This is a genomic window from Amycolatopsis sp. NPDC114504, assembly GCF_055633595.1.
In genome coordinates this window covers 63,861-87,557 of the sequence record NZ_JBVKDU010000001.1, presented here as the reverse complement: position 1 = coordinate 87,557, position 23,697 = coordinate 63,861, and the positions used below count along the sequence as shown (strand labels likewise).

Here is a 23,697-nt window from a genome sequence, read left to right as displayed (position 1 = left end):
GCCATGATGGCCGGATGAAACTCGGGCAGCTGGCTTCGACCGCGCGGGACCTGTTCACCGCGAAGCTCGTCTACGGGGACGCGGTCGACCGGGACGGGGTCGTCGTCATCCCGGCCGCGGTCGTCTTCGGTGGCGGGGGCGGCGGCGAGGGCGACGCGGCCGCGCTGCCCGTGCGCGAAGGTGCCGGGTTCGGGGTGTTCGCCCGGCCCGCGGGCGCCTTCGTCGTCCGCGAAGGCACGGTGACCTGGGTGCCCGCCGTCGACCGCACCCGGCTCGCGTTCACTGCCGCCTTCACCGTCGTCGCGCTCGCCAAGATCCTCGCGCGCCGCGCCAGGTCCTGACCCGACGCCGTAAGTTCACCGCCGGTTTCAGCGGGCGTTCTCGTTCGAGGCCTAGCGTCGGGGCGTCTTTCGATGCGGAGGTACGCATGAGTTCTGGGGACTTGAGCCGGCGCGCGCTGCTGCGCGCGAGCGGGGTGGTGGCGGCCGGAGCGGCTGGGTCTGCCTTGGGGATGCTGCCCGGTGTCGCGTTCGCCGACCAGCCGGGCGGCACCGGCAGCCAGACCCGGACCGTCACCGGCACGCTGAAGCCGGACGTCCCGGACTGGTACTACCTGCCGGTCGACGTCCCGCGCGGGGTGCGGCAGATCGACGTCGTCTACTCCTACGACAAGCCCCCGGTGCCCGCCGGGACGCGCGGGAACGCCTGTGACATCGGCATGTTCGGCCCGGAAGGCCACGAGCTGGGCAACGCCCGCGGCTTCCGCGGCTGGTCCGGCGGCTTCCGCGACCGGTTCTCGATCAGCGCGTCGGAGGCGACGCCCGGGTACCTGGCCGGTCCGATCAAACCGGGCCGGTGGCACGTCATCCTCGGGCCGTACACCGTGGCGCCGCAGGGCCTGAACCACAAAGTGGACATCACGCTCACCTTCGGGCCGGACGCCGCGCCGTTCGTGCCGAAGCCGGCGCCGGAGTCCGCGCCCGCCCGCGAGCGGGGCCGCGCCTGGTACCGCGGCGACGGCCACCTGCACACCGTCCACTCCGACGGCCGCCGCACGCCGGAGCAGCTCGTCGCCGACGCCCGCGCGGCCGGCCTCGACTTCATGATCTCGACCGACCACAACACGTCCAGCTCGCAGCTGGTGTGGGGTCAGTACGCCACCGACGACCTGCTCATCCTCAACGGCGAAGAGGTGACGACGCGGTCCGGGCACTGGCCCGCGATCGGCCTGCCCGCCGGCACGTGGATCGACTGGCGCTACCGCGCGGCCGACCCGCAGGACTTCCGCCGCTTCACCGACCAGGTGCACCGCGCGGGCGGCCTGGTCACCGCGGCGCACCCGTTCGCCAACTGCTTCGGCTGCACCTACGAGTTCGCGTACGAGATCGCCGACCTCGTCGAGGTGTGGAACGGGCCGTGGACCCAGGACGACGAGGCCAGCGTCATCCACTGGGACGGCCTGCTGCGCGGCGGCCGGTTCATCCCGGCGATCGGCGACTCCGACGCGCACAACCCGGACCAGCGCGTCGCGCTTCCGCACACCGTCGTGCTCGCCGATCGCCTGCGCCGCAAGGAACTCCTGGCGGGGTTGAAGGCGGGACGGTCGTGGCTGGCCGAGTCGTCGGCGGTCCAGCTGGACTTCACGGTGTCGGGCGGCGGCCGCACGGCGGGCATCGGCGAGCGGCTCCCGGCGGGCACCGGAACGCCGGTCACGGTGCGCGCGGCGGTCGGTGGCGTGCCGGGGACGACGGTGACGTTCCTCGACCAGCTGGGCCCGGAACACACGGAGACCATCGGCGACTCGGGGGCGGCGACGGCGACGTGGACGACGTACCCGCGGTACTCGCGGTGGGTGCGCGTCGAGGTCCGCCGCCCGTCCGGGGGCCCGAACACCACCCAGCCGAACGCGATGGTGGCGATGTCGAACCCGATCTTCCTCGGCGCCTGAACCTCCACCCGGCGCTCCGCGTCCTGCTTTTGGCAGACTGGTGCGAACGGGTGAAAGTGGGGACAGGGTGCGCGGGTGTGGCCTGAAGGTGGCTCTCTTCTTGGGGGCGGTCGTCGTACTGACCGCGGGGGTCATCGTGGCGGTGGTGCTGACGCGCGCCCCGGTGAAGACGCCGGGCTGCACCGTGGCGGTGGCCGGGCAGAACGGGTACACGTTCACGCCCGAGCAGACGGACAACGCCGCGCGGATCGCGGGCGTCGGGGCGAAGCTGGGGCTGCCGCCGCACGCGGCCACGGTCGCGCTGGCCACGGCGTTGCAGGAGTCGAAGCTGCAGAACCTCGCGGGCGGTGACCGCGACTCGGTCGGGCTGTTCCAGCAGCGGCCCAGCCAGGGCTGGGGCACGGTGGCGCAGCTGCGCGACCCCGTCTACGCGGCGACGGCGTTCTACGAGAAGCTCGAGAAGCTGCCGGGCTGGGAGACGATGCCGATCACCGAGGCGGCCCAGGAGATCCAGCGCTCCGGCGTCCCGGACGCGTACGCGCAGTGGGAGCCGCAGTCCCGCGCGCTGGCGGCGGCGTTCAACGGCCAGTTCCCGGCGGCGCTGACCTGCCGGAACCTGACCCTGGCCGCCCCGGCCGACCTGGCGGCGGCGGCGACCGGCGAGCTGGGCACGGCGAAGCTGAGCGGAGCCCACCCGGCGGCGCAGGGCTGGACGTACGCGAGCTGGCTGGTCGGCCGCGCGGAGGCGCTCGGGGTGGACAAGGTGAGCTTCGCCGGCCAGACGTGGACGGCGGAGTCCGGGGCGTGGACCCAGGACTCCGCCGCCGGTCAAGACCTCTCCCTGCACCAGGCCCCGGCGGCCCAGCCCAGCGAGTGAGCCCAGAGGCATCACGCGTGTCCGGAGAGGCATCTCGCGTGTCTGGAGGGGCATCACGCGTGTCTGGAGGGGCATCACGCGTGATGCCCGCCCAATCACGCGTGAAGCCCGCCCAATCACGCGTGATGCCCGCCCAGACACGCGTGATGCCCCGCTGATCACGCGTGATGCCTCTTTGCGCACGCGACTGGGTCAGGGGACCAGGATCGCGCGGCCGCGGATGCGGCCCGCGTCGAGGTCGTCGAGCGCCGTCTGGAACTCGTTCAGCGAGTACCGGGCCGTGTGCAGCTTCACGCGGCCCTGCGCCGCCAGCACCATCAGCTCGCACAGGTCGTTGTACGACCCCACCAGGTTGCCGATCAGGTTGATCTCCGTGGAGATGATGTCGATCGTCGGGACGTCGATGTTCTCGCCGTACCCGACGACGTGGTAGTCGCCCGCCCGCCGCAGCATCGCGATCCCGTCGCGTGTCGCGCCGCCCTCGCCGACGAAGTCGATCACCGTCTCGGCGCCGTTTCCGCCCGTCAGCTCCAGGACCTGCGCGACCTGGGAGCCGTCGCCGACCACGCCGTGGTCCGCGCCGATCGACACCGCGAGCTTCACCGCGTCCGGGTTGCGGTCGACGACGATCAGCTCGGCCGCCGAGATCGCCTTGAGCACCTGGATCCCGATGTGCCCGAGCCCGCCCGCGCCGATGACGACGCACTTGTCGCCCGGACGCAAGCGCCGTGACGCCTTCGCCGCCGCGTGGTACGCCGTCAGTCCGGCGTCCGCCAGTGCCGCGACGTCCGCCGGCTCCAGCGCGTCGTCGATCTTCACCACGCTGCGCGCGGACGTCTTGAGGTACTCCGCGTACCCGCCCGCGGTGTCGATGCCCGGGAACTGCGACTGCGTGCAGTGGACGTCGTCGCCGAAGCGGCAGGCCCGGCAGAGCCCGCACGTGATCAGCGGGTGCACGATCACCTTGTCGCCCTCGGCGACGTTCGTGACCGCGCCGCCGACCGCGTGCACCCAGCCCGCGTTCTCGTGCCCGATCGTGTAGGGCAGCGTGACGCCGGACTTCTCCTGCCACTGCCCTTCCAGGATGTGCAGGTCGGTGCGGCAGACGCCGGCGCCGCCGATCCGCACGACCACGTCGTACGGCCCGGTCACCTCCGGCGCCGGGACGTCGGTCATCCGCAGGGGCTGGTCGTACCCGACGACCTGGACCGCCTTCATGCTGTTGCCTCCACAGTGGACATTGACGGAGTGGATTCGGGGTAGCGGGTGCGCAGCAGCCCGCGGCAGAAGTGGGAGTTGCCTTCGATCGAGATCCGGACCGACCGCGCGAACCGCAGCCGCACCGGGATCTCCTCCCGCGGGAACGGCGTTCCGTCGTGGTCGACCAGCACCGGTGCCGACGGGTCGGTCGGCAACCCCAGCGCCTCGCGACGCCGGAGCAGCGCCGCGGCGGCGGGAACGTCCGGCAGGTCCGCGAGGGTGACGTCGTGCAGGTCGACGTGCTCGTCGGCACGCAGCAGCACGGTCAGCGCGCGTTCCATCGCCGCCTGGTGCGCCTTGCGGCGGAACGTCAGCCGCAGCTCCTCGAGGTCTTCCTCGGCTTCGTGGCCGAACGTGCCGCGGTAGCCGGCGTCCGCGGCGAGCCCGCGGTTGATGAGGTCGGAGTCGTGGTGGTCGTCGAGCTCCACCACGACTTCCGACGTCCACGGCAGCGCCGTCAGCACGTCCTTCGCGTCCGACGCCATGAGGTAGGCGAAGTTCGGCGCGCAGAACGACGTCGGCAGTCGCAAGTGGACGGTCACGCGGGTGCCGTCCACGGTGAGCGACTTGACGAAGCCGAGGTCGGTGATGGGCTCGTCGAGCTCCGGGTCGAGAACCGCGTCCAGCGCGGTGAAGGCGTCCACGTCAGGCCACCGACACGGCCTGCGGCTCGATCGGAGCCAGCTGCAGCTCCGTCGGCACGGGGATGTCGTACATCGCCGCCGCGTTGAGGCCGAGGATCTTCTTCTTCTGGTCGACGGTCAGCGGCGCGTACTCCGGCAGGTCCTCGGGGATCTGGAAGTCGACGAACCGCTCGATCAGCCATTTCGGCGTCCAGATCGCGTAGTCGCTGGAGAACTGGATCCGGTCTTCGTCGAGCCAGTACAGCAGCTCGCCGATGATCTGCGCGAAGTACTTCGGCCGGGTGTGGATGAACGGCATCGCGACGGCGAGCCCCGCGTGGACGTTCGGCTCCTGCGTCGCGATCCAGCAGAAGTCCTCCAACCGCGGCAGGCCGCAGTGCTCGACGACGAAGTTGAGGTCGGTGAAGTCGGTGGCCGCGTGGTCGACGTCGGCGACGTCGAAGGCGTCGCGGTCCAGCGGCCGGATCGTCGGTCCCTTGTGGACGTGGATGTTCTTGATGCCCAGTTCCTGGCAGGCCTCGAAGTACTTGTACGTCCACTTGTCGTCGAGCTTGTAGCCGCGCGAGTCGCCCTGCCACTCGGCCGTGTAGAGCTTGACGCCCTTCAGGTCGAAGCGCTCGGCGTCGCGGCGTAGCTGGTCGATGCCGGCCTGCTCGAACCGCGGGTCGAAGAAGTGGTTGTAGGTCAGCTTGTCCGGATGCCGCTGCTTCAGCGCGAAGGCTTCTTCCGTCTGCCCGAAGCCGTTTTCGTAGAACGCGCCGAGGTGCGCCGGCTGGAAGACGGCGTGGTCGACGTAGCCGTCGTCGAAGAGGTCCTTCATCAGCCGCTCGCCGCCCTGGTAGAGGTAGTCCTCGTAGGGCCAGACCTCGGACTCGGGGCTGAGGTTGCGGTGGTAGTCGTAGAAGCAGTCGATGAACTGCTTGCCGTGGACGTTGCGTTGGTTCTCCGGGCGCGCGTCCCAGAGCGCCACGTGGGCGTCCACGATGAAGTACGTCTCGCCGTCCTTGCTGTACATCCGGTTCCTCCACGTCTTCGTGTGTTGCTGGGACGGTAAGGACGTCGGCGCTGGTCAGGGACCCATCGGGTGTCTCGATATGAGACAGCGCGTGCTGTCGCCGCCCGATCGGTGGACGTACGGTGGAGGAGTCCGACGCAGAGCCGCGTCCCGGGAGGCCAGGTGGAGAACCCGCAGGTGCACGTCACGCGCTCGTTCGACGCGCGCGGGGCGGCCGCGATCGCACCCCGGCTGCGGGCGTCGTGGCAGCGCAGCGAGCGCTACGGCGTGCCCGAGGACGAGGTCATGCCGGTGTTCTCCGGCGCCGTCGACACCGGGTCGCTGCTCTACGAATGCGGCACCGAGGTGCTGCGCGGCCTGCAGGCGACGCTGGCCAACGAGCCGATCAGCCTGATGATCACCGACAGCGAAGGCCTCGTGCTGAGCCGGCTGTGCACGGACGCCACGATCAACCGCTCGCTGGACCGCGTCCACCTGGCGCCGGGGTTCTACTTCGCGGAGAGCAACGCGGGCACCAACGGGCTCGGCCTGGCGCTCGCCGACCGGGCGCCGTCGCTGGTCCGGGCGAGCGAGCACTACTGCACCGACCTGCGCGGATACACCTGCGCGGCGGTGCCGGTGCTCGACCCGCTGACCGGGGCGCTCGCCGGCAGCGTCAACCTCACGACGTGGTCGGAGCAGTCTTCGGAGCTGCTGCTGGCGCTGGCGCAGGCCGCCGCCGGGAACACCGCGGCGCTGATGCTGGCGCGCGCGTCGGGGCGGATCGCCCGGCCGACGCCGCGGGGCGAGGTCTTCCGCGTCTACGCCGACCGCGTCGACCCGGGCGACGTGCGGCGCCTCTCGCCCGCCTGGACCACCGCGGTCGATGCGGCGAAGGCGGCGTTCACGGCCGGTCGCGTCGTCGCGGTCGTCGGCGAGCCGGGCGCGGGCAAGACGGCGCTGGCGGCGCTGGCCCGGCGGGAGCTGCGGCCCCGCGAGCGGGTTTTGAACGCGCGGCCGCCGGCGCCGGACGACGTCGACACGTGGCTGACGCTGTGGACACCCGAGCTGGCCAAGGACGGCACGTGCGTGATCGTGTCGGGCGTGGAGGCGCTGCCCGCGTGGGCGGCGGAGGAGCTGGCCCGGCGGTTCACGGAGGTCCGGGGCGACGGGCCGCCACCGTTCGTGCTCACCGCGCCGGACGCGGAGTCGGTGCCGTCGGCGCTGCGGCCGCTGGTGGAACGGGTGGTCGAGGTCCCGGCGCTCCGTTTCCGGCCGGACGACGTCCTCCCCCTGGCCCACCACTTCGCCCGGCGCGACCGCGGCCGCGACGTCACGTTCACGTCGGCGGCGTCACGGGCGTTGACGGCGTTCGACTGGCCGGAGAACGCGAAGCAGCTACGACGGGTTGTGCGCGAAGCGGCTTCGCGGTCCGACGTGATCGACACGGCGCATCTGCCGGCGGAGGTGTTCAGCGCGGCGGGGCACCGGTTGAGCCGCCTGCAGGCGATGGAACGCGACGAGATCGTGCGCTGCCTGTCGGAGCCGGGCGCGACGGTGGTGCACGCGGCGGGGAAGTTGGGGATGGGCCGGGCGACGCTTTATCGGAAGATGGCGCAGTACGGGCTTAACGCGCGGCAGCTGAAGTCCTAGCTCGGGCTGGGGTGGCTCGCGGGCGGGCCGGAGAGTTGTGGCGCTTGGGTGGTTGTCGGCCGGAGCCGGGGCTGCCACGCGCTCGGCGGGCGATCGGCCAAGCGGGCGATCGGCGGGCTGGCGCGGGCTCGGCGGTTCGGCGGGCGGCGGTGCCAGCCAGGCGGGGGATCGGCAGGGTCGGGGTGCGTGGCGGGGTTCTGCGGGCCGGACAAATGCGGCGCCGGGCGGGTTATCGGCCGGAGTCGGGGCGGCCAAGCGGCCCGCGGGCGAGCGGCCAGGCGGCCAAGCGGCCGGGGGGCGATCGCGGCGGGGCCCGGCGGCCAGCGTGGGCCCGGCGGCCAGCGTGGGCTCGGCGGCCAAGCGACTAGCGGTGGTGCCACAAGGCCGGTCAGCGCACTCCCGCAGTAACCCGCGTGGCCTGCGCCCAGCGGACCGCCGGGCCCATCGCGTACCCGGCCGCCAAGAACACCACCCCCAGCAGGAGCCACCCCGGCAGGCCCCAGCCGATCACCGCCGTGCTCAGCAGGACCGGGCCGATCGCGCGCGCCACCGATACGCCCGTTCCGAAGAAGCCCTGGTACTGCCCCTGCTGGTCGGCCGGTGCCAGTGCGAAGCCGATCTCCCATGAGCCCGCCGACTGCAGCATCTCGCCGAACACCTGCACCACCGCGCCCACCACCAGCACCGCGAACGCGACCCACGGCGAACTCCCGGACGCCGCCAGCGCGAACGCCACGCACGACGCCAGCAGCAGCACCCCGGACCGGCGCACCATCCGCGCCGCCGTGCCGATGCTCGCCAGCCGGGCGGCCACGCGGACCTGGAACAGCACCACCACGACCGTGTTCAGCACGAACAGTGCGGACACCGTCCAGCCCGGCGCCGCCGTCCGCTCGACGATCCACAGCGGGATCGCGACGCTCAGCAGCGGCATGCGCAGCAACAGCACCGCGTTGAGCAGCGTCACCAGCGCGTACGGCCGGTCGCGCAGCACCGCCAGCTTCGGTGCCCCCGCTCGCGGGGCCGACGTCGTCACCGCCGGGAGCCCGAGCAGGATCCCCGCGGTGACCGCGAACGTCACGGCGTCGAGCACGAAGACCGTCAGGTACGCCGGCGCCGTGTCGGCCGAGAGGGCGGGCCCGCCCAGGCCGGCGCCGATGGCCAGGCCCGCGTTGCCCGCCGACTGCAGCTGCGCGCGGACGCGCGTCCGGCGTTCCGGGTCGGCCAGTGCGGCCAGCAGCGCCTGGCGGACGGCGGCCAGGCCCGTCTGGCAGCTGCCGTAGAGACAAGCGGCGAGGACGAACAGCAGCGGCGTGCGGACCAGCAGGAACGTCAGGATCGACGCGCTTGTCGCCAGTGCCAGCAGCACGGCCGAGCCGCGCGCGCCGTGGCGATCGGCGAGGTGGCCGAGCGGCACTCCCGCGACCGAACCCACCGCCCAGCCGAGCGTGAGACCCAGCCCGACCTGGGCCGGGGTCAGGCCGACGATCCGGGTGAAGAACAGCACCGAGCAGGTCAGGAACGCGCCGTCGCCGAGCGAGCCGGCCAGCTGGGCGGCGGCCAGCAGCCTTCCGGAGCGGGCGGGTGCCGGGCGGTCCGCAGTCAGCGTCATGGGGATAACGCTAGATCGGCACTTGGCCCGATCCCAGATCCAATTCTCTCGAATCGGACTGGGCCAATGTAGGGTCGCCGGATGGACTTCCACGTCAGCCTGGCCGGGCGCGGCGACCTGTCGGTCCGGATCTACCGCCAGCTGCGCGACGCCGTGCTGGACGGCAGGCTGCGGGCGGGGGAGCGGCTGCCGCCGACGCGGGAGCTGGCGCGACGCCTGGCCGTCTCGCGCAACACCGTCGCGGTCGCCTACGACCGGCTGACCGCCGACGGGTTCCTCACCGGCCGCGTCGGCGCCGGGACGTACGTCAGCGGTTCGCTGCCGGCGCCGAAGCCGCGCAAGGCTCCTTCGTCATCCGGGCCGCGGCCGAAGGCGATCTGGCGGTCGCTGCCGTCGCCGGCCGCCGCGGTGGGGGAGGCGCCCGGGTACGACTTCCGCGTCGGCATCCCCGACGCCGCGCTGTTCCCGCTGGAAACCTGGCGGCGGCTGCTCGGGCGGGAACTGCGGGCCGCGGCCGGGTTCGTGCACTACGTCGACCCCGGCGGGCATCCCGGCTTGCGCGCCGCGATCGCCCGGCACGTCGGCGTGTCGCGTTCGGTGCGCGCCGACGCGGACGACGTGCTCGTCACGCAAGGTGCGCAGCAGGCCCTCGACCTGCTCTGCCGGGTGCTGATCTCACCGGGCGACCGGGTGGCCGTCGAAGAGCCCGGCTACCGGCAGGCGAAGCTGCTCTTCGCGTCCCACGGCGCCGAAGTCGTCGGCGTGCCGGTGGACGGCGAAGGCCTCGACGTCGCCGCGATACCGCCGCGGACGAAGCTCGTGTACGTCACGCCGTCGCACCAGTTCCCGCTCGGGACGCCGATGTCGCTGGCCCGCCGCACGGCGCTGCTGGCGTGGGCCGGGCGCGCGGACGCCGTCATCGTCGAGGACGACTACGACAGCGAGTTCCGGTTCTCCGACCGGCCACTGGAACCGTTGCAGAGCCTGGACCGCGGCGGGCGCGTGGCGTACGTCGGGTCGTTCTCGAAGACGCTGCTTCCCATGCTGCGCCTGGGTTTCCTGGTCGCACCGCCGTCGTTGCAGGACGCCCTGCGCCACGCGCGTCAGCTGTCGGACTGGCACGGCGACGTCCCGGCCCAGGCGGCGCTGGCCCGGTTCGTCGACGAGGGGCTGTTCGCCCGCCACATCCGCCGCGCGACGAAGGTGTACGCGGAGCGGCACGAGCGTCTGGTGTCCACTGTGGACCGGGTCTTCGCCGGCCGGCTGCGGGTGGTCCCGTCGGCGGCCGGGCTGCACTTGTGCGCCCTCGCCGACGCCGACCTGGAACCGATCGCCGCGCGGGCCGCGGCCGCGGGCGTGGCGGTACAGACGCTTTCCGATCTGTGCGGCGGGTTTCCGGCGCCGGGACTGGTCCTCGGTTACGGCTCGATCCCGGTGGAGAGGATCGACGACGGACTCGCGGCGCTGGACACGGCCTGGGGCTCGACGTAGTGGTCCGTGCGGCGGCGGGCGGCGATCAGCAGCCCACCCGCCGACGTCGCCACCGCCGTGGCCAGGACCAGGAGCCAGCCGTGCCGGAAGTCCGTCAGGTCCGGTGTTCCCGCGAAAATCGCGACCAGGACCGCCGTCCCCAGGACCGTCCCGATCTGGCGCGTCGTGTTGACCATCGACGAGCCCGCGCCCCACCGCGGGGGCGGCAGGACCGTGCCCACCACGCCCGACAGGCTCGGCAGGATCAGGCCGACCCCGATGCCGGTCAGGAGCTGGCCGGGCAGCATCGACGTCGCGTAGTCGGGCGTCGAACCCATGCGCAGCAACCAGATCAGCACGCCGGCGCCGAACGAGACGCCGCCGAGGGCGACCACCGGGCCCGGGCCGAAGCGGTGCACGAACCGGCCGCCGAGGATCGACACCGGCACCACCATCAGCGGCCCCGGGGCCAGGGACAGCCCGGCCAGCAGGATCGAGTCGTGCCAGATCGACGTCAGGAACAGCACGTTGCCGAACAGCATCGCGGCGAACCCGGCCGCGAACACGCCGGTCGTGACGCACGCCAGCCACAGCGTCGGGACGCGCAGCGCCGGCAGGTCCAGCACCGGCACGGCGTGGCGCGCCGAGCGCAGCGGCACCCAGGCCAGCGCGACGGCGGCGACCGCGAACGCGAGCAGCACCGGCCCCGAGGTCCAGCCGTGGTCGGGCGCTTCGACCAGCGCGTAGGCCAGCGCCCCGACGCCGAGCAGGAGCCCGGCCGCGCCGAGCAGGTCCGGGACGCCGGTGGTGGTGTCCCGCGACTCGCGCAGCACCCGCGGGCCGGCCAGGAGTGTCAGCGCGCAGATCGGCAGGTTCACCAGGAAGACCCAGCGCCAGGACGCCTCGACGAGCAGCCCGCCGACGGGCGGCCCGAGCGCGGCGGCCGCGGCGCCCACGGAAGCCCAGACGCCGACCGCCATCGGCCGCCGGTGCGCGGGGAAGGCGGTCAGCAGCAGGGCGAGCGACGTCGGCATGACGAGCGCGGCGCCGACCGCCTGCACGGCGCGGAAGGCGACGAGGACGGGGATGGACGGCGCGGCGGCGCACGCGGCCGAGGCGAGGGTGAAGACGGCGACGCCGAGGAGGAAGAGGCGCTTGCGGCCGTAGCGGTCGGCCAGCCGCCCGGCCGGGGCGAGGCAGGCGGCGAACAGGACGGTGTAGCCGTTGAGCACCCACGACAGCGTGGCGAGGTCGTCGCCGGGGAAGGCGGCCCGGATGCCGGGGAACGCGATGGTGACGATGAACGTGTCGAGGCTCGCGAGGAAGGCCGCGGTCGAGACGACCAGCAGCACGAGGCCGGGCTTCGGCGCGGTGTCGGTCATGGTCCTCCTAGGTTTGAAAAAGCAACCTAGCCGGAGGAGGTGGGTCTCAACAAGAGACCGACCAGTTCAGGGCGACCTATGTCACGCGCGGCCGGCGGCGTGGGTGCCTCAAGCAGCCGCGGCCAGCCCTTCCGCGCGGGCCTTCAGCGCGGCCAGGGTGTGTTCGATCGACCGCACGTTGTACCCCGGCCGATCCGCTCGCCCCGTCACCCGCGGGCCCATGAACTTGCGGACCACCCAGGTCCCGCTGCGGTACCAGTTCTCCGTCACCCGGCAGCCCGCCGGGCTCGGGGCCAGCACGTACTCCCACCGCGACACCCGCGAACCGAGCGGTGTCCGCACGTCGAAGGCGAACCGGTGCCCCTCGTCGAACCGCACCACCTTCACCCGCGTCCACCAGCGCAGCTCGCCGTTCACGTTGCGACCGCGAAAGCGGGCGCCGGGGCCCGGGGTGTCCAGCCAGCGGCCGCCGACGTTCTCCGGGCTCAGCTCGCCCATCCGGGGCAGGTCGGTCACCCACGACCACACCGTGGCCGGGTCGGCCGGAACGTCGATGCTGCGCGAAATCGTCGGCTCCACGCCTCGACGGTGACAGTCCCGCGACGCACCCGGCAAGGGCCCGGCGCGTTGTCCGCAGCCGAGGAGAGCCGGCCGCGGCACGGGCACCGAAAAAACTCACCCGGATGACCGGGTTGCCGATCACGTCTTCTGGGTATTTCGCGCGCGGAGGAGTACCTACACGGAGGGTGCGGTGGTCAGCGTGATCCCGATCGAGGTCGTGGGGATGGCCGTTCCGGTTCCGGGGGAGGCACCCCTGATGCTGCTCCGGGAGCCGGACGGCGCCCGCCGCTGGCTGGCGATCATGATCGGCTACGGCGAGGCCGAGGCGCTCGTGCGGGCGCGCGAGCAGATCGCGCAGCCGCGGCCGGGCACGATCGAGCTGCTCGGCGACGTGCTCGCGGCGTTCGGCCAGGGTGTCGCCGCGGTCGAGCTGACCGAGGTGCGGGACGGCATCTTCTACGCCGACCTCGTGCTCGTGTCCGGGACCCGCGTGTCGGCCCGGCCGAGCGACGCCGTCGCGCTGGGCCTGCGGCAAGGCGCGCCGATCAGCGTCGCCGAAGAGGTGCTCGACGTCGCGTCGGTGCAGCTGGAGGTCGAGCAGGAGGCCGAAGGCCCCGCCGCCGACCTGCTCGACACCGAGGCCGAGGTCGCGCGCTTCCGCGCCGAGCTCGACGGCCTGCGGCCCGAGGACTTCGACGACCTGTAGGGAATCATCTCCCGGACGGACGGACCGACGGGAGAGCGATGCCGGACTTCGCGACGAGCACCGAGCCGCACCGGCGCGAGCTGCTGGTGCACTGCTACCGCCTGCTCGGCTCGGTGCACGAGGCCGAAGACCTGGTGCAGGGCACGCTGGTCCGCGCGTGGAAGGCGTGGGACGGCTACGACCCGGCCCGCGCGTCGGTGCGCACCTGGCTGTACCGGATCGCGACCAACGCGTGCCTCACCGCGCTGGAGGGCCGGGCCCGCCGCCCGCTCCCGTCCGGTCTCGGCCGCCCGAGCGAAGACCCGGGCGCGCCGCTGACGCCGTCGTTCGAGATCCCGTGGCTGCACCCGTTCCCGGACGCGCGCCTCGACGACCCCGGCCTGCGCCTGGCCCGCCGGGGCAGGCTGCGGCTGGCGCTGCTCGCCGCCATGCAGACGCTGCCGCCCAAGCAGCGCGCGGTGCTGATCCTGCGTGACGTCCTGGAGTTCAGCGCGGCGGAGGTGGCCGGTTTCCTCGAGACGACGCCCGCCGCGGTCAACAGCGCCCTCCAGCGCGCCCGCGCGGGTCTCGGCGACCTGTCGGCGGACGAGGTCCCCGAGCCGGACGACTCGGCGGTCGAGGCGGTCCTCGACCGCTACGTCCGGGCGTTCGAGTCCGCCGACGTCGCGGGCCTGGTCGGGCTGCTGACCGACGACGTCGTGCTGGAGATGCCGCCGGTGCCGCTGTGGTACCTCGGCCGCGACGGCTACGGCCGGTTCCTCGAGCGGCTGTTCGCGATGCGCGGCCCGGACTGGCGCATGACGCGCACCGCCGCCAACGGCCAGCCCGCCCTGGTCGCCTACTGCCGCGACGACGCCGGCGTCTACCGGCTGCACACCCTGCAGGTCTTCACGATCGACAAGGAGCGGGTGGCGCACAACGTGGTCTTCGCGGACCCGGCCGTCCTGGCGCTGTTCGACCTCCCGGCGACTCACCCGGCGGCGCGGGCCTCCGACGGGCGGCCGTAGGCGCCGCCGTCGTTGCTGCGCTGCAGCAGGCCTTCGTCGACGAGGTAACGGCGCAGCGTCGCGTGGTCGTCGTGGACCATCGACAGCTTCTCGCGGACGTCCTGCTCGGTGTAGAGCCGGCCCGGCTCGAACCGCTCGGCGAGGTGGGCGAGCAGCAGCTGCCGCCGCTTGCCCGAATGCGGGATGGTGACGAGCCTGCCGTGGCGGAACAGCCCGTCGAGCGGGTCGGCCGGGGCCTTGGCGAGCGCCTCGCGGAACACCTCGGGCACGGCGCGGTAGGTGTCCCCGTCCACGGTGACGAGCCCCGCGTCGACCAGCCGTCTGACGAGTTTCGCGTCGTCGGCCGGGAGGCCGGCGCAGATGCGGGCGAACAGCTGCAGGCGGGCGGGGTCCGCGAGGGCGGAGACCAGTGCTTCCGGGGAGGCCATGGCGGCAGAGCGTACCCGGACTCCGTGCGCCCGCCCCGGAAACTCGACAGGGTCAACTGATAAGTCTAGGCTGTCGATATGGGTGCGAAGACGGTTCCCGCTTCGGCGGTCGCGGCCGCGCAGACGCTGCGCGTGCTCGTCGGCCGGCTGCGGCGGCAGATGATGGACGCGACCGCGGTCGGTGACCTGACCTCCGCGCAGGCCTCGGCGCTCGCCCGGCTCGCGAAGATGGAGCCGGCGACGGCGAGCGTGCTGGCCGGCGCGGAGCGGGTGCGCCCGCAGTCGATGGCGGTGACAGTGGCCGCGCTGGAGAAGCTGGGCCTGGTCCGCCGTGAGGACGACCCGGAGGACGGCCGCCGCCAGCTGATCTTCTTCACGCCCGAGGGCCGCGCGTACGGCCAGGGCGCCCGCGCCTCACGGCAGGAGTGGCTGGCCAAGACCCTCGCCGGGCGGCTCACCGAAGACGAGCTGGCCGTGGTCAACGAGGCGCTGGCCCTGCTCGGCCGCGTCGTCGAACCATGACGACGCGGGAACGGATGCGCGACGGGTTCGACCGGAAGCTGCTCGCGCCGCTGATCTCGGGCGCGGTGCTCAACCCGGTCAACTCGACGATCATCGCGGTCGCGCTGGTGCCGATCGGCGTCGCGTTCGGGCAGCCGGCGTCGGCGACCGCCTGGCTGATCTCCGCGCTGTACCTGGCCACCGCGGTCGGGCAGCCGGTGGCCGGGCGGCTGATCGACCGGTACGGCCCGCGGCGCGTTTTCCTCCCGGCGACGGCGCTGGTCGGGCTGGCGGGCGTGCTCGGCACCGTCGCGCCGGACTTCGCGTGGCTGATCGTCGCGCGGGTCGTCCTGGGCTTCGGCACGTGCGCCGGCTACCCGGCGGCGATGCGGCTCATCCGCGACGAGAGCGACCGGACCGGCCACGACAGCCCCGCTTCCGTGCTCACGGTGCTGGCGATCTCGACCCAGACGATCTCGGTGGTCGGCCCGGCGCTGGGCGGCCTGCTCATCGGCGCCGGCGGCTGGCGCGCGACCTTCGCCCTCAACATCCCGATCGCGCTGGCCGCCTTCGTCCTCGGCGCCCGCCGGTTCGCCAAGACGGCGCGGCCCGCGTCGAAGGGCGCGTTCGACCTCGACCTCCCGGGCATGGCGCTGTTCGCCGGCACGCTCGTCTCCCTGCTGCTGTTCCTGATGCACCCGGGCGCGGGGGACTGGTACCTCCTCGCGATCGCCGTCGCGGGTGCCGCCGGGTTCGCGGCGCGTGAGCTGACCCACGCCCACCCGTTCATCGACCTGCGGCTGCTCGGCCGCAACGGGCCGCTGCTGCGCACCTACGGCCGCGCGCTGCTGGCCTACGTCATCGCGTACAGCTTCCTCTACGGCTACACGCAATGGCTCGAGCACGGCCGCGGCCTGTCGGCGAGCGAAGCCGGCTTGGCCACCCTGCCGCTGTTCGCGACCGCGATCGTCGTGTCGCTGCTGACCGGGCGCCGCGAGCAGCCGCGCGGCAAGCTGCTCGGCGCCGCGATCGGGCAGCTCGCCGGGTGCGCGCTGCTGCTGGCACTGGACGGCTCGGCCGCCGTCTGGCTGCTCGTCGTGGTCGCGCTCGTGGCCGGCGTGCCGCAGGGGCTGAGCAGCCTCGCGCTGCAGAACTCCGTGTACCGCCAGGCGAACCCCGCCGACATCGCCGCGTCGGCCGGGCTGCTGCGCACCTTCGGCTACCTCGGCGCGATCGTCTCCTCCGCGCTGCAGGGCGCCCTCTTCGGGCCCGCCGCCGACACCGGCGGCCTGCACGACCTCGCGCTGCTGCTCCTCGGCATCGGCGTGCTCTTCCTGCTCGTCACCGTGTTCGACCGTTCCCTGTCCCGACCCGAGAAAGCCGGAACCGATGCCTGACCCCACCCTCGACCCGAACCGCACGGCGCTGCTCGTGATGGACTACCAGAACGGGATCGTCGGGCAGCTGCCCGAGCCGGGCCCGCTCCTCGACCGCGTCACGAGCCTGATCGACGACGTCCGCGGGCGCGGCGCCCACGTCGGCTGGGTGCGCGTCGGGTTCGAAGACGCCGAGTTCGACGCCATCCCCGAGACGAGCATGTTCGCCCCGTACGCGGCCGCCCCGGAACACCGGGCGGTGATGCGCGCGGACGGGCCGGCGACGCAGATCCACCCGAGGCTCACGCCGCGACCCGAAGACGTCCAGGTGCGCAAGATCCGCGTCGGCGCGTTCTCCACCACCGATCTCGAGCAGCAGCTGGAGAAGCGCGGGATCACCACGCTCGTCCTCGCCGGGATCAGCACCAGCGGCGTCGTGCTGAGCACCGTGCGGGAAGCGATGGACCGCGACTACCGGATCGTCGTCGTGGGCGACGGGTGCGCCGACCGCGACCAGGCGACGCACGACTTCCTGACCGGCACGCTGTTCCCCCGCACCGCCGCCGTCGTCGACGTGGCCGGGCTCGGGGACCGCTGGGCCGTCCAGTAGGTTTCGCTGCGTGCCCCGTCCGCCCGAGACCGTGCCCGGCGAGGTGCTGCGCGCCTCGATCGTGGACCGCCTGTTCGCCCGCGCGGACGACGACCGGCCGCTGTTCACCCACCAGGACCACACGCACGACGCCGAGCACACGCTGACGTGGGCGCAGTTCGCCGCCCGCGTCCGGGTGGTCGCGGGCGGGCTGCGCCGGGTCGCGGAGCCGGGGGAACGGGTCGCCGTCCTCGCCGGGCAGGAGCTCGCCTACCCGCTCGCGTTCTTCGGCGTGCTGGCGGCGGGCATGATCGCCGTCCCGCTGATGCCGCCGGGCAACCGCGCGCAGGCCGAGCGGCTCGGCGGGGTCCTGGCCGACTCCGGCGCGCGGGTATGGCTGACGTCGTCGGCCGCGGCGGCGCGGGTCCGCGAGTTCGGGGCCCCCGGCGACCTGCTGGTGGCCGACGAGCTGACCGGGCCGGGCGTGGACCCGGTGCCGGTCGAGCCGGAAAGCCCGGCCTACCTGCAGTACACGTCGGGTTCGACGCGGGAGCCGGCCGGCGCGGTGATCCCGCACCGGGCGATCGTCGCCGCGTGCTGGCAGGGCGGCCGGGCCTACGCCGTCGACGAAGGCACGACCTGCGCGGGCTGGATCCCGTTCTTCCACGACATGGGCCTGATCCAGCTGCTGTGCCTGCCGGTCTTCGCCGGCGGCCGGGCGGTGTTCATGGCGCCGGCCGAGTTCGTGCACCGGCCGCGACGCTGGCTGCGGCAGATGGCGGACTACCCCGCGGTGTTCACCGCCGCCCCGAACTTCGCCTACGACCTCGCGGCCGACGCCGGCCCCGGCGACGACGACCTGGACCTCTCGGACGTCCGGGTCGCGCTCAACGGCGCCGAGCCCGTCCGCCCGCGCACGGTGGAGCGCTTTCTGGAGGTCTTCGGCCCGCACGGCTTCAAGCGCGAGGCGTACCGGCCGTCGTACGGGCTCGCCGAGGCCACCGTGTACGTCGCGAGCGCGGGGCCGGAAGGGCCGCGCGGCGCGAAGTTCGACCGGGAAGCCCTTGCCCAGGGCCGGGTCGTCGAAACCGTCGAAGGACAGGAGCTCGTGTCGGTGGGCCGTCCGGTCGGGCAGCTCGTCCGGATCGTCCACGAGGGACACGAGCAGCCCGAGGGCGCCGTCGGCGAGATCTGGATCCACGGCGCGAACGTCGCGACCGGCTACTGGGGCCGGGGCGACGCGGGCGCGTTCGGCGCCACCCTCGACGGCCTCGGCGGCTGGCTGCGCACCGGCGACCTCGGCGTGGTGCACCGCGGCGACCTGTACGTCACCGGCCGGCTCAAGGACCTCATCGTCGTCGACGGCCGCAACTTCCACCCGCAGGACATCGAGGCGGCGGCGGGGGAGGCCCACCCCGCGGTCCGCCGGGACCGCGTCGCCGCGTTCGGCGTCGCCGACGAGGACGGCGAGGGCGCGATGGTGGTCGCGGAGTGGGCGCGCGACGCTGACGCGGACCTCAAAGAGGTGACCCGCGCGGTGCTGCGCGCGGTGTCACGGGAGCACGATCTCACCCTCCGTGCGGTACATCTGGTCCCTTCCGGCGGACTTCCGCGCACATCCAGTGGCAAGGTCGCCCGGTCGGCGGCCAAGGCACGTTATGGTGACGTCCGTGGGTGATCACCGCGCCGAGGTCACGAAGGTCGTCAGCGACACCTTCCGGCTCGACCCGGCCCTCGTCGAGCCCGACGCACCGCTGGAGGAGCTGGGCATCGACTCGAAGGGCCGGATCAAGCTCCTGGCGGCGCTGGAGGTCTATTACGGGGTGACGATCGACCTGGACGAGCTCGAGCGGTTCACCGACGTGGGGTCCGTGGCGGACGTGCTCGCGGAAGCACTGGGAACTGAAGGATCTGAGGAGAGGCGCTGACATGAGCGGCGGGGGGTACACCGCGACGACGGAAGCGTTGTCGACGGCGTCCAAGACCATCGGGGACCTGGCGGAGCACCTGCTGGACGACAACCCGGACCTGGAGACCCCGGCGGTCACCGCGGAGGGCTTCGGCAAGGCGCACAACGCCCACGCGGCGAAGTACACCGCCGGCGCGCAGGCGCTGTGGGCCGCGGTCTCCGGCTACAGCACCACGCTGGGTACGTTCGGCGGCAACCTCGGCACCGCCGGGAAGAGCTACGGCACCAACGAGGACAACCAGTCCGGCGCGATCACGAACGCCGGGGGCTCGCTCTGATGGCCGACAAGAAGAAGTGGTCCGACGTCAAGGCGATCCTCGACGACCCGAGCGTCCCCGCCGGGCAGAAGAGCGCGCTGATCAGCAGCTGGCTGCGGGAGAACCCGCCACCGCCGCCGTTCCTGGCCGACCAGGAACCGGACGACATCAAGCAGAAGCGGCAGGAAGCCGAGAAGTACGCCGGCGCGTACAACGCCAACCCGCTCTTCGCCGGGCAGTCGGTCGACGAGGCCTACGACAAGGCCAAGTCCAGCGGCGACCAGAACTCCTACAACGAAGACCAGGAAAAGAAGGCCGTCGACGACGGCAAGACGAAGCTCGACGACACGAAGCCGCCCGCCGCCGGCGAGAACGGTGGTGACGCCACCGGCACGAAGACGTCCGACGAGATCTTCGACGCCGCCGCGCCCGCGCTGAAGCTGTTCGAGACCTTCGGCTCGCTGCTGGCCAAGATCCCGGCCGACTGCCGCGGCAACACCCGCGCGATCGACATCGACAAGGACATCCGCGTCCCGTTCGACGAGCAGCGCGGGATCAGCTTCGCGAACTTCGTCCAGGACGCCGCGCACTTCAAGACCGGCTCCGAGACGGTCGACCGGACGATGCAGGACACCGGGTCCCAGCTGAGCACCCTCTACCAGACGTGGAGCGGCGCCGGCGCCGACGCGGCGTCCGACACCTACAACGACAAGATCCAGCCGAAGGCGTCGAAGCTGTCGCAGACGCTCGGTGACGTCAGCGAAGCGACGAAGACCACCGCGACGACGGTCTTCCAGCTCTGCAAGGGCAAGGCCGACGCCGTCATCGGCATGTACACCGACCTGGTGGGCAAGGCCGACTACACGATGGCGCAGAAGGTCATCGCGGTCGCCAGCGGCGAGCACGGCAACGAGCAGGACCTGGCCCAGATCGCGGGCTGGATGGACCTCAACTTCGGCACCAACCTGGTCAAGACCTTCAACGACCAGGGCTGCTGCGACGGCGACGAGATCAAGAAGCACGGCCAGGACCTGGCCAAGCAGTGGATCCAGAACCAGTTCAACCCGGACATGTGGGACCGGCTCTACAAGGGCTTCGAGAAGACCTGCAAGGACACGAAGGACCTCGTCGACCAGGCGTACGACGCGCTCGACAAGGTCATGGGCAAGGTCAAGAACGAGTTCGAGGGCGCGGGCGGCTCGGGTTCCGGCGGCTCGGGTTCTGGCGGCGCCGGTGGCGGTTCCGGCTCGGGTTCGGGCAGCGGTTCCGGCTCCGGCAGCGGGTCCGGCAATGGCTCGGGTGGTGCCGGTGGCGGTTCCGGCTCGGGCAGCGGATCGGGTTCGGGCAGCGGGTCCGGTTCGGGCTCGGGTGGTTCGGGAGCCGGTGGGGGCGGTGGCGAGGTGCCGCCGATTCCCGAAGGCGGGTCCGGCTCCGGGGGCAGCGGCCTCGGCGGCGGTTCGGGCGCCGGTGGCTCGGGTACCGACGTGCCCAGCGGCGCGGGCGGTGGCTCCGGCAGTGGTTCCGGCAGTGGCTCCGGGGCCGGCGGCGGTGGTTCGATGCCGCCGATCCCCGACGTCTCCGGTGGCGGTGGGTCCGGCTCGGGCAGCGGCTCCGGTTCGGGCTCGGGTGCCGGTGGCGGGGGCTCGATGCCGCCGATCCCCGACCTGGACACGTCCTCCGGTGCGGGTGGGTCCGGCCTCGGCTCCGGGGGTGGCTCGGGATCCGGTTCGGGCTCGGGTTCCGGCTCCGGGTCCGGTTCTGACGACACCTCGCCGTCCTCGGTGCAGCCGCCTTCGGACAACGGCCAGGCGGCGGCCGCGGCGGCCGCCGAAGAAGCCAAGAAGAAGGCCGCGGACGCGCTGAAGGAGTTCAGCGGCCCGGGGATCCAGACCGACTCCGGCGCCGGTGCGGGTGGCAGCGGCCTCGGCGGCGGCGAAGGGGCCGGTGGCAGCGGGCTCGGCGGCGACGAAGGCCTCGGCGGCGGGTCCGGCACGGGCGGCGGTTCGGGGTCCGGTTCGGGTGGTTCCGGCTCGGGTTCGTCGGGCGGGTCCGGCGCCGACGACGGCAAGGCCGCGGCCGAGCAGGCGGCGGAAGAGGCGAAGCAGAAGGCAGCCGACGCGCTGAAGGAGTTCAGCGGCGAAGGCATCAAGACCGACTCCGGCGACGGCGCGGGCCTCGGCGACACCGGCACCGACACGGACGGCGACGGCAAGCCCGACAACCCGCTCGGCGTCGACAAGGACGGCGACGGCAAGCCGGACAACCCGCTGGGCGAGGACAAGGACGGCGACGGGAAGCCCGACGGCCTGGACAAGGACGGCGACGGCAAACCGGACGGCCTGCTCGGCGACGACAAGGACGGCGACGGCAAGCCCGACAAGCTCGGCGACGAGACCCCCGACACCCTGAAGGTCAAGCAGGGCGACAAGACCTTCGAGATGACCGAACCCGACGCCGACGGGAAGATGGACATCAAGGTCGGCGACGGGACCGACGACGCCAAGGACTTCAAGCTCGACTGGTCCAAGGACGCCAAGGACGCCGACGGTCCACAAGGGACCGACGACACGTACTGCCCCGGCCCCGACGGCAAGATCCACATCGAGGACGGCGGCGTCAAGATCACCGCCGAGCGGCCCGACGGCCCGGACGGCCCGACCGTCGTCACCGTCGATGACGGCAGCGGCACCCCGACGACCTACACCCTCGGCGAGGACGACAAGGCCTCCGACGTCCTCGGCGACACGCCCGGCAAGAAGCTCGACGACGACCTGCCGAACCACAGCGGCACCCTCGACGACCTGAAGCACGACGGTCCCGGTGGTGGCGGCCACGGCGGTGGTGGCGCGGGGGCCGGCATCGGCGGCGGCTCGCACGGCGGCGCCGGCCTTTCGGCGGCCGGTCTCGACCCGGGTGGCGCGCACGGGCTCGGCGACACGCCGGTGTCCGGTGGCGTCCACAGCGGTGTCGGTGCGACGCAGTCCCAGCCCGCGGCCGCGTTCGCCCCGGCCGGCGCGTCGGCGGGCCCGTCCGGCCAGTCCGGGATGACCGGCATGGGTGGCATGGGGGCCATGGGCGGCGCCCACGGCGGTGCCGGCGGCGGGGACACCGAACGCCGGCCCGCCTACCGGATCGAGGGCGCGGTCTTCGACAACCTCGGTGAGCCCGGCCGCCGGATCATCGGCTCCCTCAACGACGACGAAGACCCGCCGTCCGCCCGGACCTGGTAGGAGGACGCATGAGCGAGATCGACGCGATGAAGGCCGAGCTGGACGGTCTCGTCCGCGAGCAGTCCGACCGGCGTGCCCTGCGCGAGCTGCAGGGCGAGGAGATCAAGGCCCGGTCCCAGGAGTACATGACCAAGCAGGTCCAGGCGGCCGAGCGGTACGTGCAGCACGTCCGCGAGATGGCGCAGCGCAAGACGAAGTCGGGCTGGAGCACCGACCGGGGCACCACGGAACCGCCGTCGGCCTTCGACACGGACGCCTTCGGCGACGAGCCCGGCTCGGCGTCGCCGTTCGCGCCGACGGCCGGGGCGCGGCACGCGGCCCGCGACGAAGCCCCTCGCCGGGGCCGCCGGGCCCGCGCGGCGGACGATGACGACGGCTACGACAACAACCCCTGGTGACACCGTCCACAGTGGACGTCAGGCGCGCCAGAGGTCGACGGCGATCTCGCGCAGCCGCTCGGTGAACGTCCCGGCCGGGCTCGCCTGCCGCAGCAGCAGGCGGAGCTCGGCCTCGAACTCGGCGCGGCGGTCGCCGAACAGGTGGGGTGCCGCGCTGGACAACGAGAACACGCCGGCGACGACGTCGTCGGCGGTGCGTTCGACGACCCGGCCCGGGACCTCGAACCGCCGCGGCTCACCGAACCCGGCGGCGCGGTAGATCTCCGCTTCGCCGCCGGCCGTGCCGTTCGGCAGGGTGCCCTGACCGGCTCGCCGCACCGACCCGAGGTACGTCCGCACCAGCTCGGTGATCTCGGCGTGCGGCACGGAGCTTTCGACGCCTTCGTGCGTCGTCGCGTGCACGTGGGCGCAGGCGCCGCCGGGCGCCAGCATGCCGTGCGCCGCGGCGGCGACCCGCGCCCGGTCGAACCAGTGGAACGACTGCGCGAACGTGACCAGCCGGAACCGGCCCAGGCCGGCGGGCAGATCTTCGGCCCGCCGGTGCACCCAGCGGCAGTTCCCGATCCCGGCGAGCGTGGCGAGCCGGTCCGCTTCGCCGAGCATGTCCGCGTCGGCGTCCAGCCCGACCGCTTCCCCGAACGAGCCGGCCAGCAGGAGGGTCAGCGACCCCGGCCCGCAGCCGACGTCGAGCAGACGGCCCGACCCGTCCAGGTCCAGCTCGGCCGCGAACGCGGCGGCGAGCTCCGGGGGATAGGCGGCGCGCCCCCGCGCGTAGTACCCGGCACTGCCCGAATAGAGGGACGGATCCCACACCCACGCGTCGGTCATGGCGCCA

Annotated in this window: 23 protein-coding genes; 15 read left to right on the top strand and 8 right to left on the bottom strand. The window is 73.0% G+C overall.

Annotation, left to right across the window (positions count from 1 at the left end):
- The first annotated feature begins 14 nt into the window (after positions 1-14).
- From ACZ7PG_RS00495 to ACZ7PG_RS00485, 3 genes are all read left to right on the top strand, one after another.
- The gene (locus ACZ7PG_RS00495) at positions 15-341 is read left to right on the top strand and encodes a hypothetical protein (RefSeq protein WP_470236934.1); all 327 of its coding nucleotides are present in this window, start codon (positions 15-17) and stop codon (positions 339-341) included.
- Positions 342-427: 86 nt separating this feature from the next.
- Entirely contained in the window at positions 428-1,948 is a 1,521-nt protein-coding gene (locus ACZ7PG_RS00490) for a CehA/McbA family metallohydrolase (protein WP_470236933.1), read from the top strand.
- Between the two features lie 88 nt (positions 1,949-2,036).
- The gene (locus tag ACZ7PG_RS00485) at positions 2,037-2,825 is read left to right on the top strand and encodes a hypothetical protein (protein WP_470236932.1); all 789 of its coding nucleotides are present in this window, start codon (positions 2,037-2,039) and stop codon (positions 2,823-2,825) included.
- Between the two features lie 192 nt (positions 2,826-3,017).
- On the opposite strand, the gene ACZ7PG_RS00480 is transcribed toward ACZ7PG_RS00485, so the two are convergent.
- From ACZ7PG_RS00480 to ACZ7PG_RS00470, 3 genes are read right to left on the bottom strand one after another with little or no spacing between them, the layout of a single operon-like run.
- Positions 3,018-4,043, bottom strand: coding sequence for an NAD(P)-dependent alcohol dehydrogenase (locus tag ACZ7PG_RS00480; RefSeq protein WP_470236931.1), 1,026 nt, complete (start codon positions 4,041-4,043; stop codon positions 3,018-3,020).
- A complete protein-coding gene (locus ACZ7PG_RS00475; RefSeq protein WP_470236930.1) occupies positions 4,040-4,729 on the bottom strand; it encodes an iron-sulfur cluster assembly protein in 690 nt (229 codons plus the stop codon). Before ACZ7PG_RS00475 ends, ACZ7PG_RS00480 begins: the two co-directional genes overlap by 4 nt.
- Before the next feature lies 1 nt (position 4,730).
- Complete coding sequence (locus ACZ7PG_RS00470) at positions 4,731-5,744, bottom strand: amidohydrolase family protein (RefSeq protein WP_470236929.1); 1,014 nt, start codon at positions 5,742-5,744, stop codon at positions 4,731-4,733.
- Positions 5,745-5,906: 162 nt separating this feature from the next.
- Here ACZ7PG_RS00470 and ACZ7PG_RS00465 point away from each other — a divergent pair, with 162 nt between their 5' ends.
- Positions 5,907-7,376 (top strand): AAA-type ATPase lid domain-containing protein, encoded by a 1,470-nt coding sequence (locus ACZ7PG_RS00465; RefSeq protein ID WP_470236928.1) that lies wholly within the window; start codon positions 5,907-5,909, stop codon positions 7,374-7,376.
- 388 nt (positions 7,377-7,764) lie between these two features.
- Here ACZ7PG_RS00465 and ACZ7PG_RS00460 read toward each other — a convergent pair whose 3' ends face one another.
- On the bottom strand, positions 7,765-8,988 hold the full coding sequence (locus ACZ7PG_RS00460; protein WP_470236927.1) for an MFS transporter: 1,224 nt from the start codon (positions 8,986-8,988) through the stop codon (positions 7,765-7,767).
- A gap of 81 nt (positions 8,989-9,069) precedes the next feature.
- On the opposite strand from ACZ7PG_RS00460, the gene pdxR reads away from it, so the two are divergent.
- Entirely contained in the window at positions 9,070-10,479 is a 1,410-nt protein-coding gene (gene pdxR / locus ACZ7PG_RS00455; RefSeq protein ID WP_470236926.1) for a MocR-like pyridoxine biosynthesis transcription factor PdxR, read from the top strand.
- On the opposite strand, the gene ACZ7PG_RS00450 is transcribed toward pdxR, so the two are convergent.
- Together ACZ7PG_RS00450 and ACZ7PG_RS00445 are read right to left on the bottom strand one after the other, a co-directional pair.
- Positions 10,407-11,840 carry an MFS transporter gene (locus ACZ7PG_RS00450; protein ID WP_470236925.1) on the bottom strand — a complete coding sequence of 478 codons (1,434 nt, stop codon included), beginning with the start codon at positions 11,838-11,840 and terminating at the stop codon, positions 10,407-10,409. The genes pdxR and ACZ7PG_RS00450 overlap by 73 nt on opposite strands.
- 108 nt (positions 11,841-11,948) lie before the next feature.
- On the bottom strand, positions 11,949-12,419 hold the full coding sequence (locus ACZ7PG_RS00445; protein WP_470236924.1) for an SRPBCC family protein: 471 nt from the start codon (positions 12,417-12,419) through the stop codon (positions 11,949-11,951).
- A 172-nt stretch (positions 12,420-12,591) separates the two neighbouring features.
- Between ACZ7PG_RS00445 and ACZ7PG_RS00440 the strand changes: the two genes are divergently transcribed.
- On the top strand, positions 12,592-13,107 hold the full coding sequence (locus ACZ7PG_RS00440; protein ID WP_470236923.1) for a bifunctional nuclease family protein: 516 nt from the start codon (positions 12,592-12,594) through the stop codon (positions 13,105-13,107).
- Between the two features lie 38 nt (positions 13,108-13,145).
- The gene (locus ACZ7PG_RS00435) at positions 13,146-14,114 is read left to right on the top strand and encodes a sigma-70 family RNA polymerase sigma factor (RefSeq protein ID WP_470236922.1); all 969 of its coding nucleotides are present in this window, start codon (positions 13,146-13,148) and stop codon (positions 14,112-14,114) included.
- Here ACZ7PG_RS00435 and ACZ7PG_RS00430 read toward each other — a convergent pair.
- On the bottom strand, positions 14,078-14,542 hold the full coding sequence (locus ACZ7PG_RS00430; protein WP_470236921.1) for a DUF2087 domain-containing protein: 465 nt from the start codon (positions 14,540-14,542) through the stop codon (positions 14,078-14,080). The genes ACZ7PG_RS00435 and ACZ7PG_RS00430 overlap by 37 nt on opposite strands.
- A gap of 78 nt (positions 14,543-14,620) precedes the next feature.
- On the opposite strand from ACZ7PG_RS00430, the gene ACZ7PG_RS00425 reads away from it, so the two are divergent.
- Genes ACZ7PG_RS00425 through ACZ7PG_RS00390 form a run of 8 tightly spaced genes read left to right on the top strand, consistent with a single transcriptional unit; the run spans position 14,621 to position 22,862 of the window.
- Positions 14,621-15,064, top strand: coding sequence for a MarR family winged helix-turn-helix transcriptional regulator (locus ACZ7PG_RS00425; protein ID WP_470236920.1), 444 nt, complete (start codon positions 14,621-14,623; stop codon positions 15,062-15,064).
- On the top strand, positions 15,061-16,440 hold the full coding sequence (locus tag ACZ7PG_RS00420) for an MFS transporter (protein ID WP_470236919.1): 1,380 nt from the start codon (positions 15,061-15,063) through the stop codon (positions 16,438-16,440). The genes ACZ7PG_RS00425 and ACZ7PG_RS00420 overlap by 4 nt, the downstream gene beginning before the upstream one ends.
- Positions 16,433-17,029 (top strand): cysteine hydrolase family protein, encoded by a 597-nt coding sequence (locus ACZ7PG_RS00415; protein ID WP_470236918.1) that lies wholly within the window; start codon positions 16,433-16,435, stop codon positions 17,027-17,029. Before ACZ7PG_RS00420 ends, ACZ7PG_RS00415 begins: the two co-directional genes overlap by 8 nt.
- 10 nt (positions 17,030-17,039) lie before the next feature.
- Positions 17,040-18,686, top strand: a complete 1,647-nt coding sequence (locus ACZ7PG_RS00410) for a fatty acyl-AMP ligase (RefSeq protein WP_470236917.1) — start codon at positions 17,040-17,042, stop codon at positions 18,684-18,686.
- Complete coding sequence (locus ACZ7PG_RS00405; protein WP_470236916.1) at positions 18,667-18,936, top strand: acyl carrier protein; 270 nt, start codon at positions 18,667-18,669, stop codon at positions 18,934-18,936. The genes ACZ7PG_RS00410 and ACZ7PG_RS00405 overlap by 20 nt, the downstream gene beginning before the upstream one ends.
- A 1-nt stretch (position 18,937) precedes the next feature.
- Positions 18,938-19,255 (top strand): hypothetical protein, encoded by a 318-nt coding sequence (locus ACZ7PG_RS00400; protein WP_470236915.1) that lies wholly within the window; start codon positions 18,938-18,940, stop codon positions 19,253-19,255.
- A complete protein-coding gene (locus tag ACZ7PG_RS00395) occupies positions 19,255-22,464 on the top strand; it encodes a WXG100 family type VII secretion target (protein ID WP_470236914.1) in 3,210 nt (1,069 codons plus the stop codon). Before ACZ7PG_RS00400 ends, ACZ7PG_RS00395 begins: the two co-directional genes overlap by 1 nt.
- A gap of 8 nt (positions 22,465-22,472) precedes the next feature.
- Positions 22,473-22,862, top strand: coding sequence for a hypothetical protein (locus ACZ7PG_RS00390; RefSeq protein ID WP_470236913.1), 390 nt, complete (start codon positions 22,473-22,475; stop codon positions 22,860-22,862).
- 18 nt (positions 22,863-22,880) lie between these two features.
- Here ACZ7PG_RS00390 and ACZ7PG_RS00385 read toward each other — a convergent pair whose 3' ends face one another.
- Positions 22,881-23,690 (bottom strand): class I SAM-dependent methyltransferase, encoded by an 810-nt coding sequence (locus ACZ7PG_RS00385; RefSeq protein ID WP_470236912.1) that lies wholly within the window; start codon positions 23,688-23,690, stop codon positions 22,881-22,883.
- Positions 23,691-23,697: the final 7 nt, after the last annotated feature.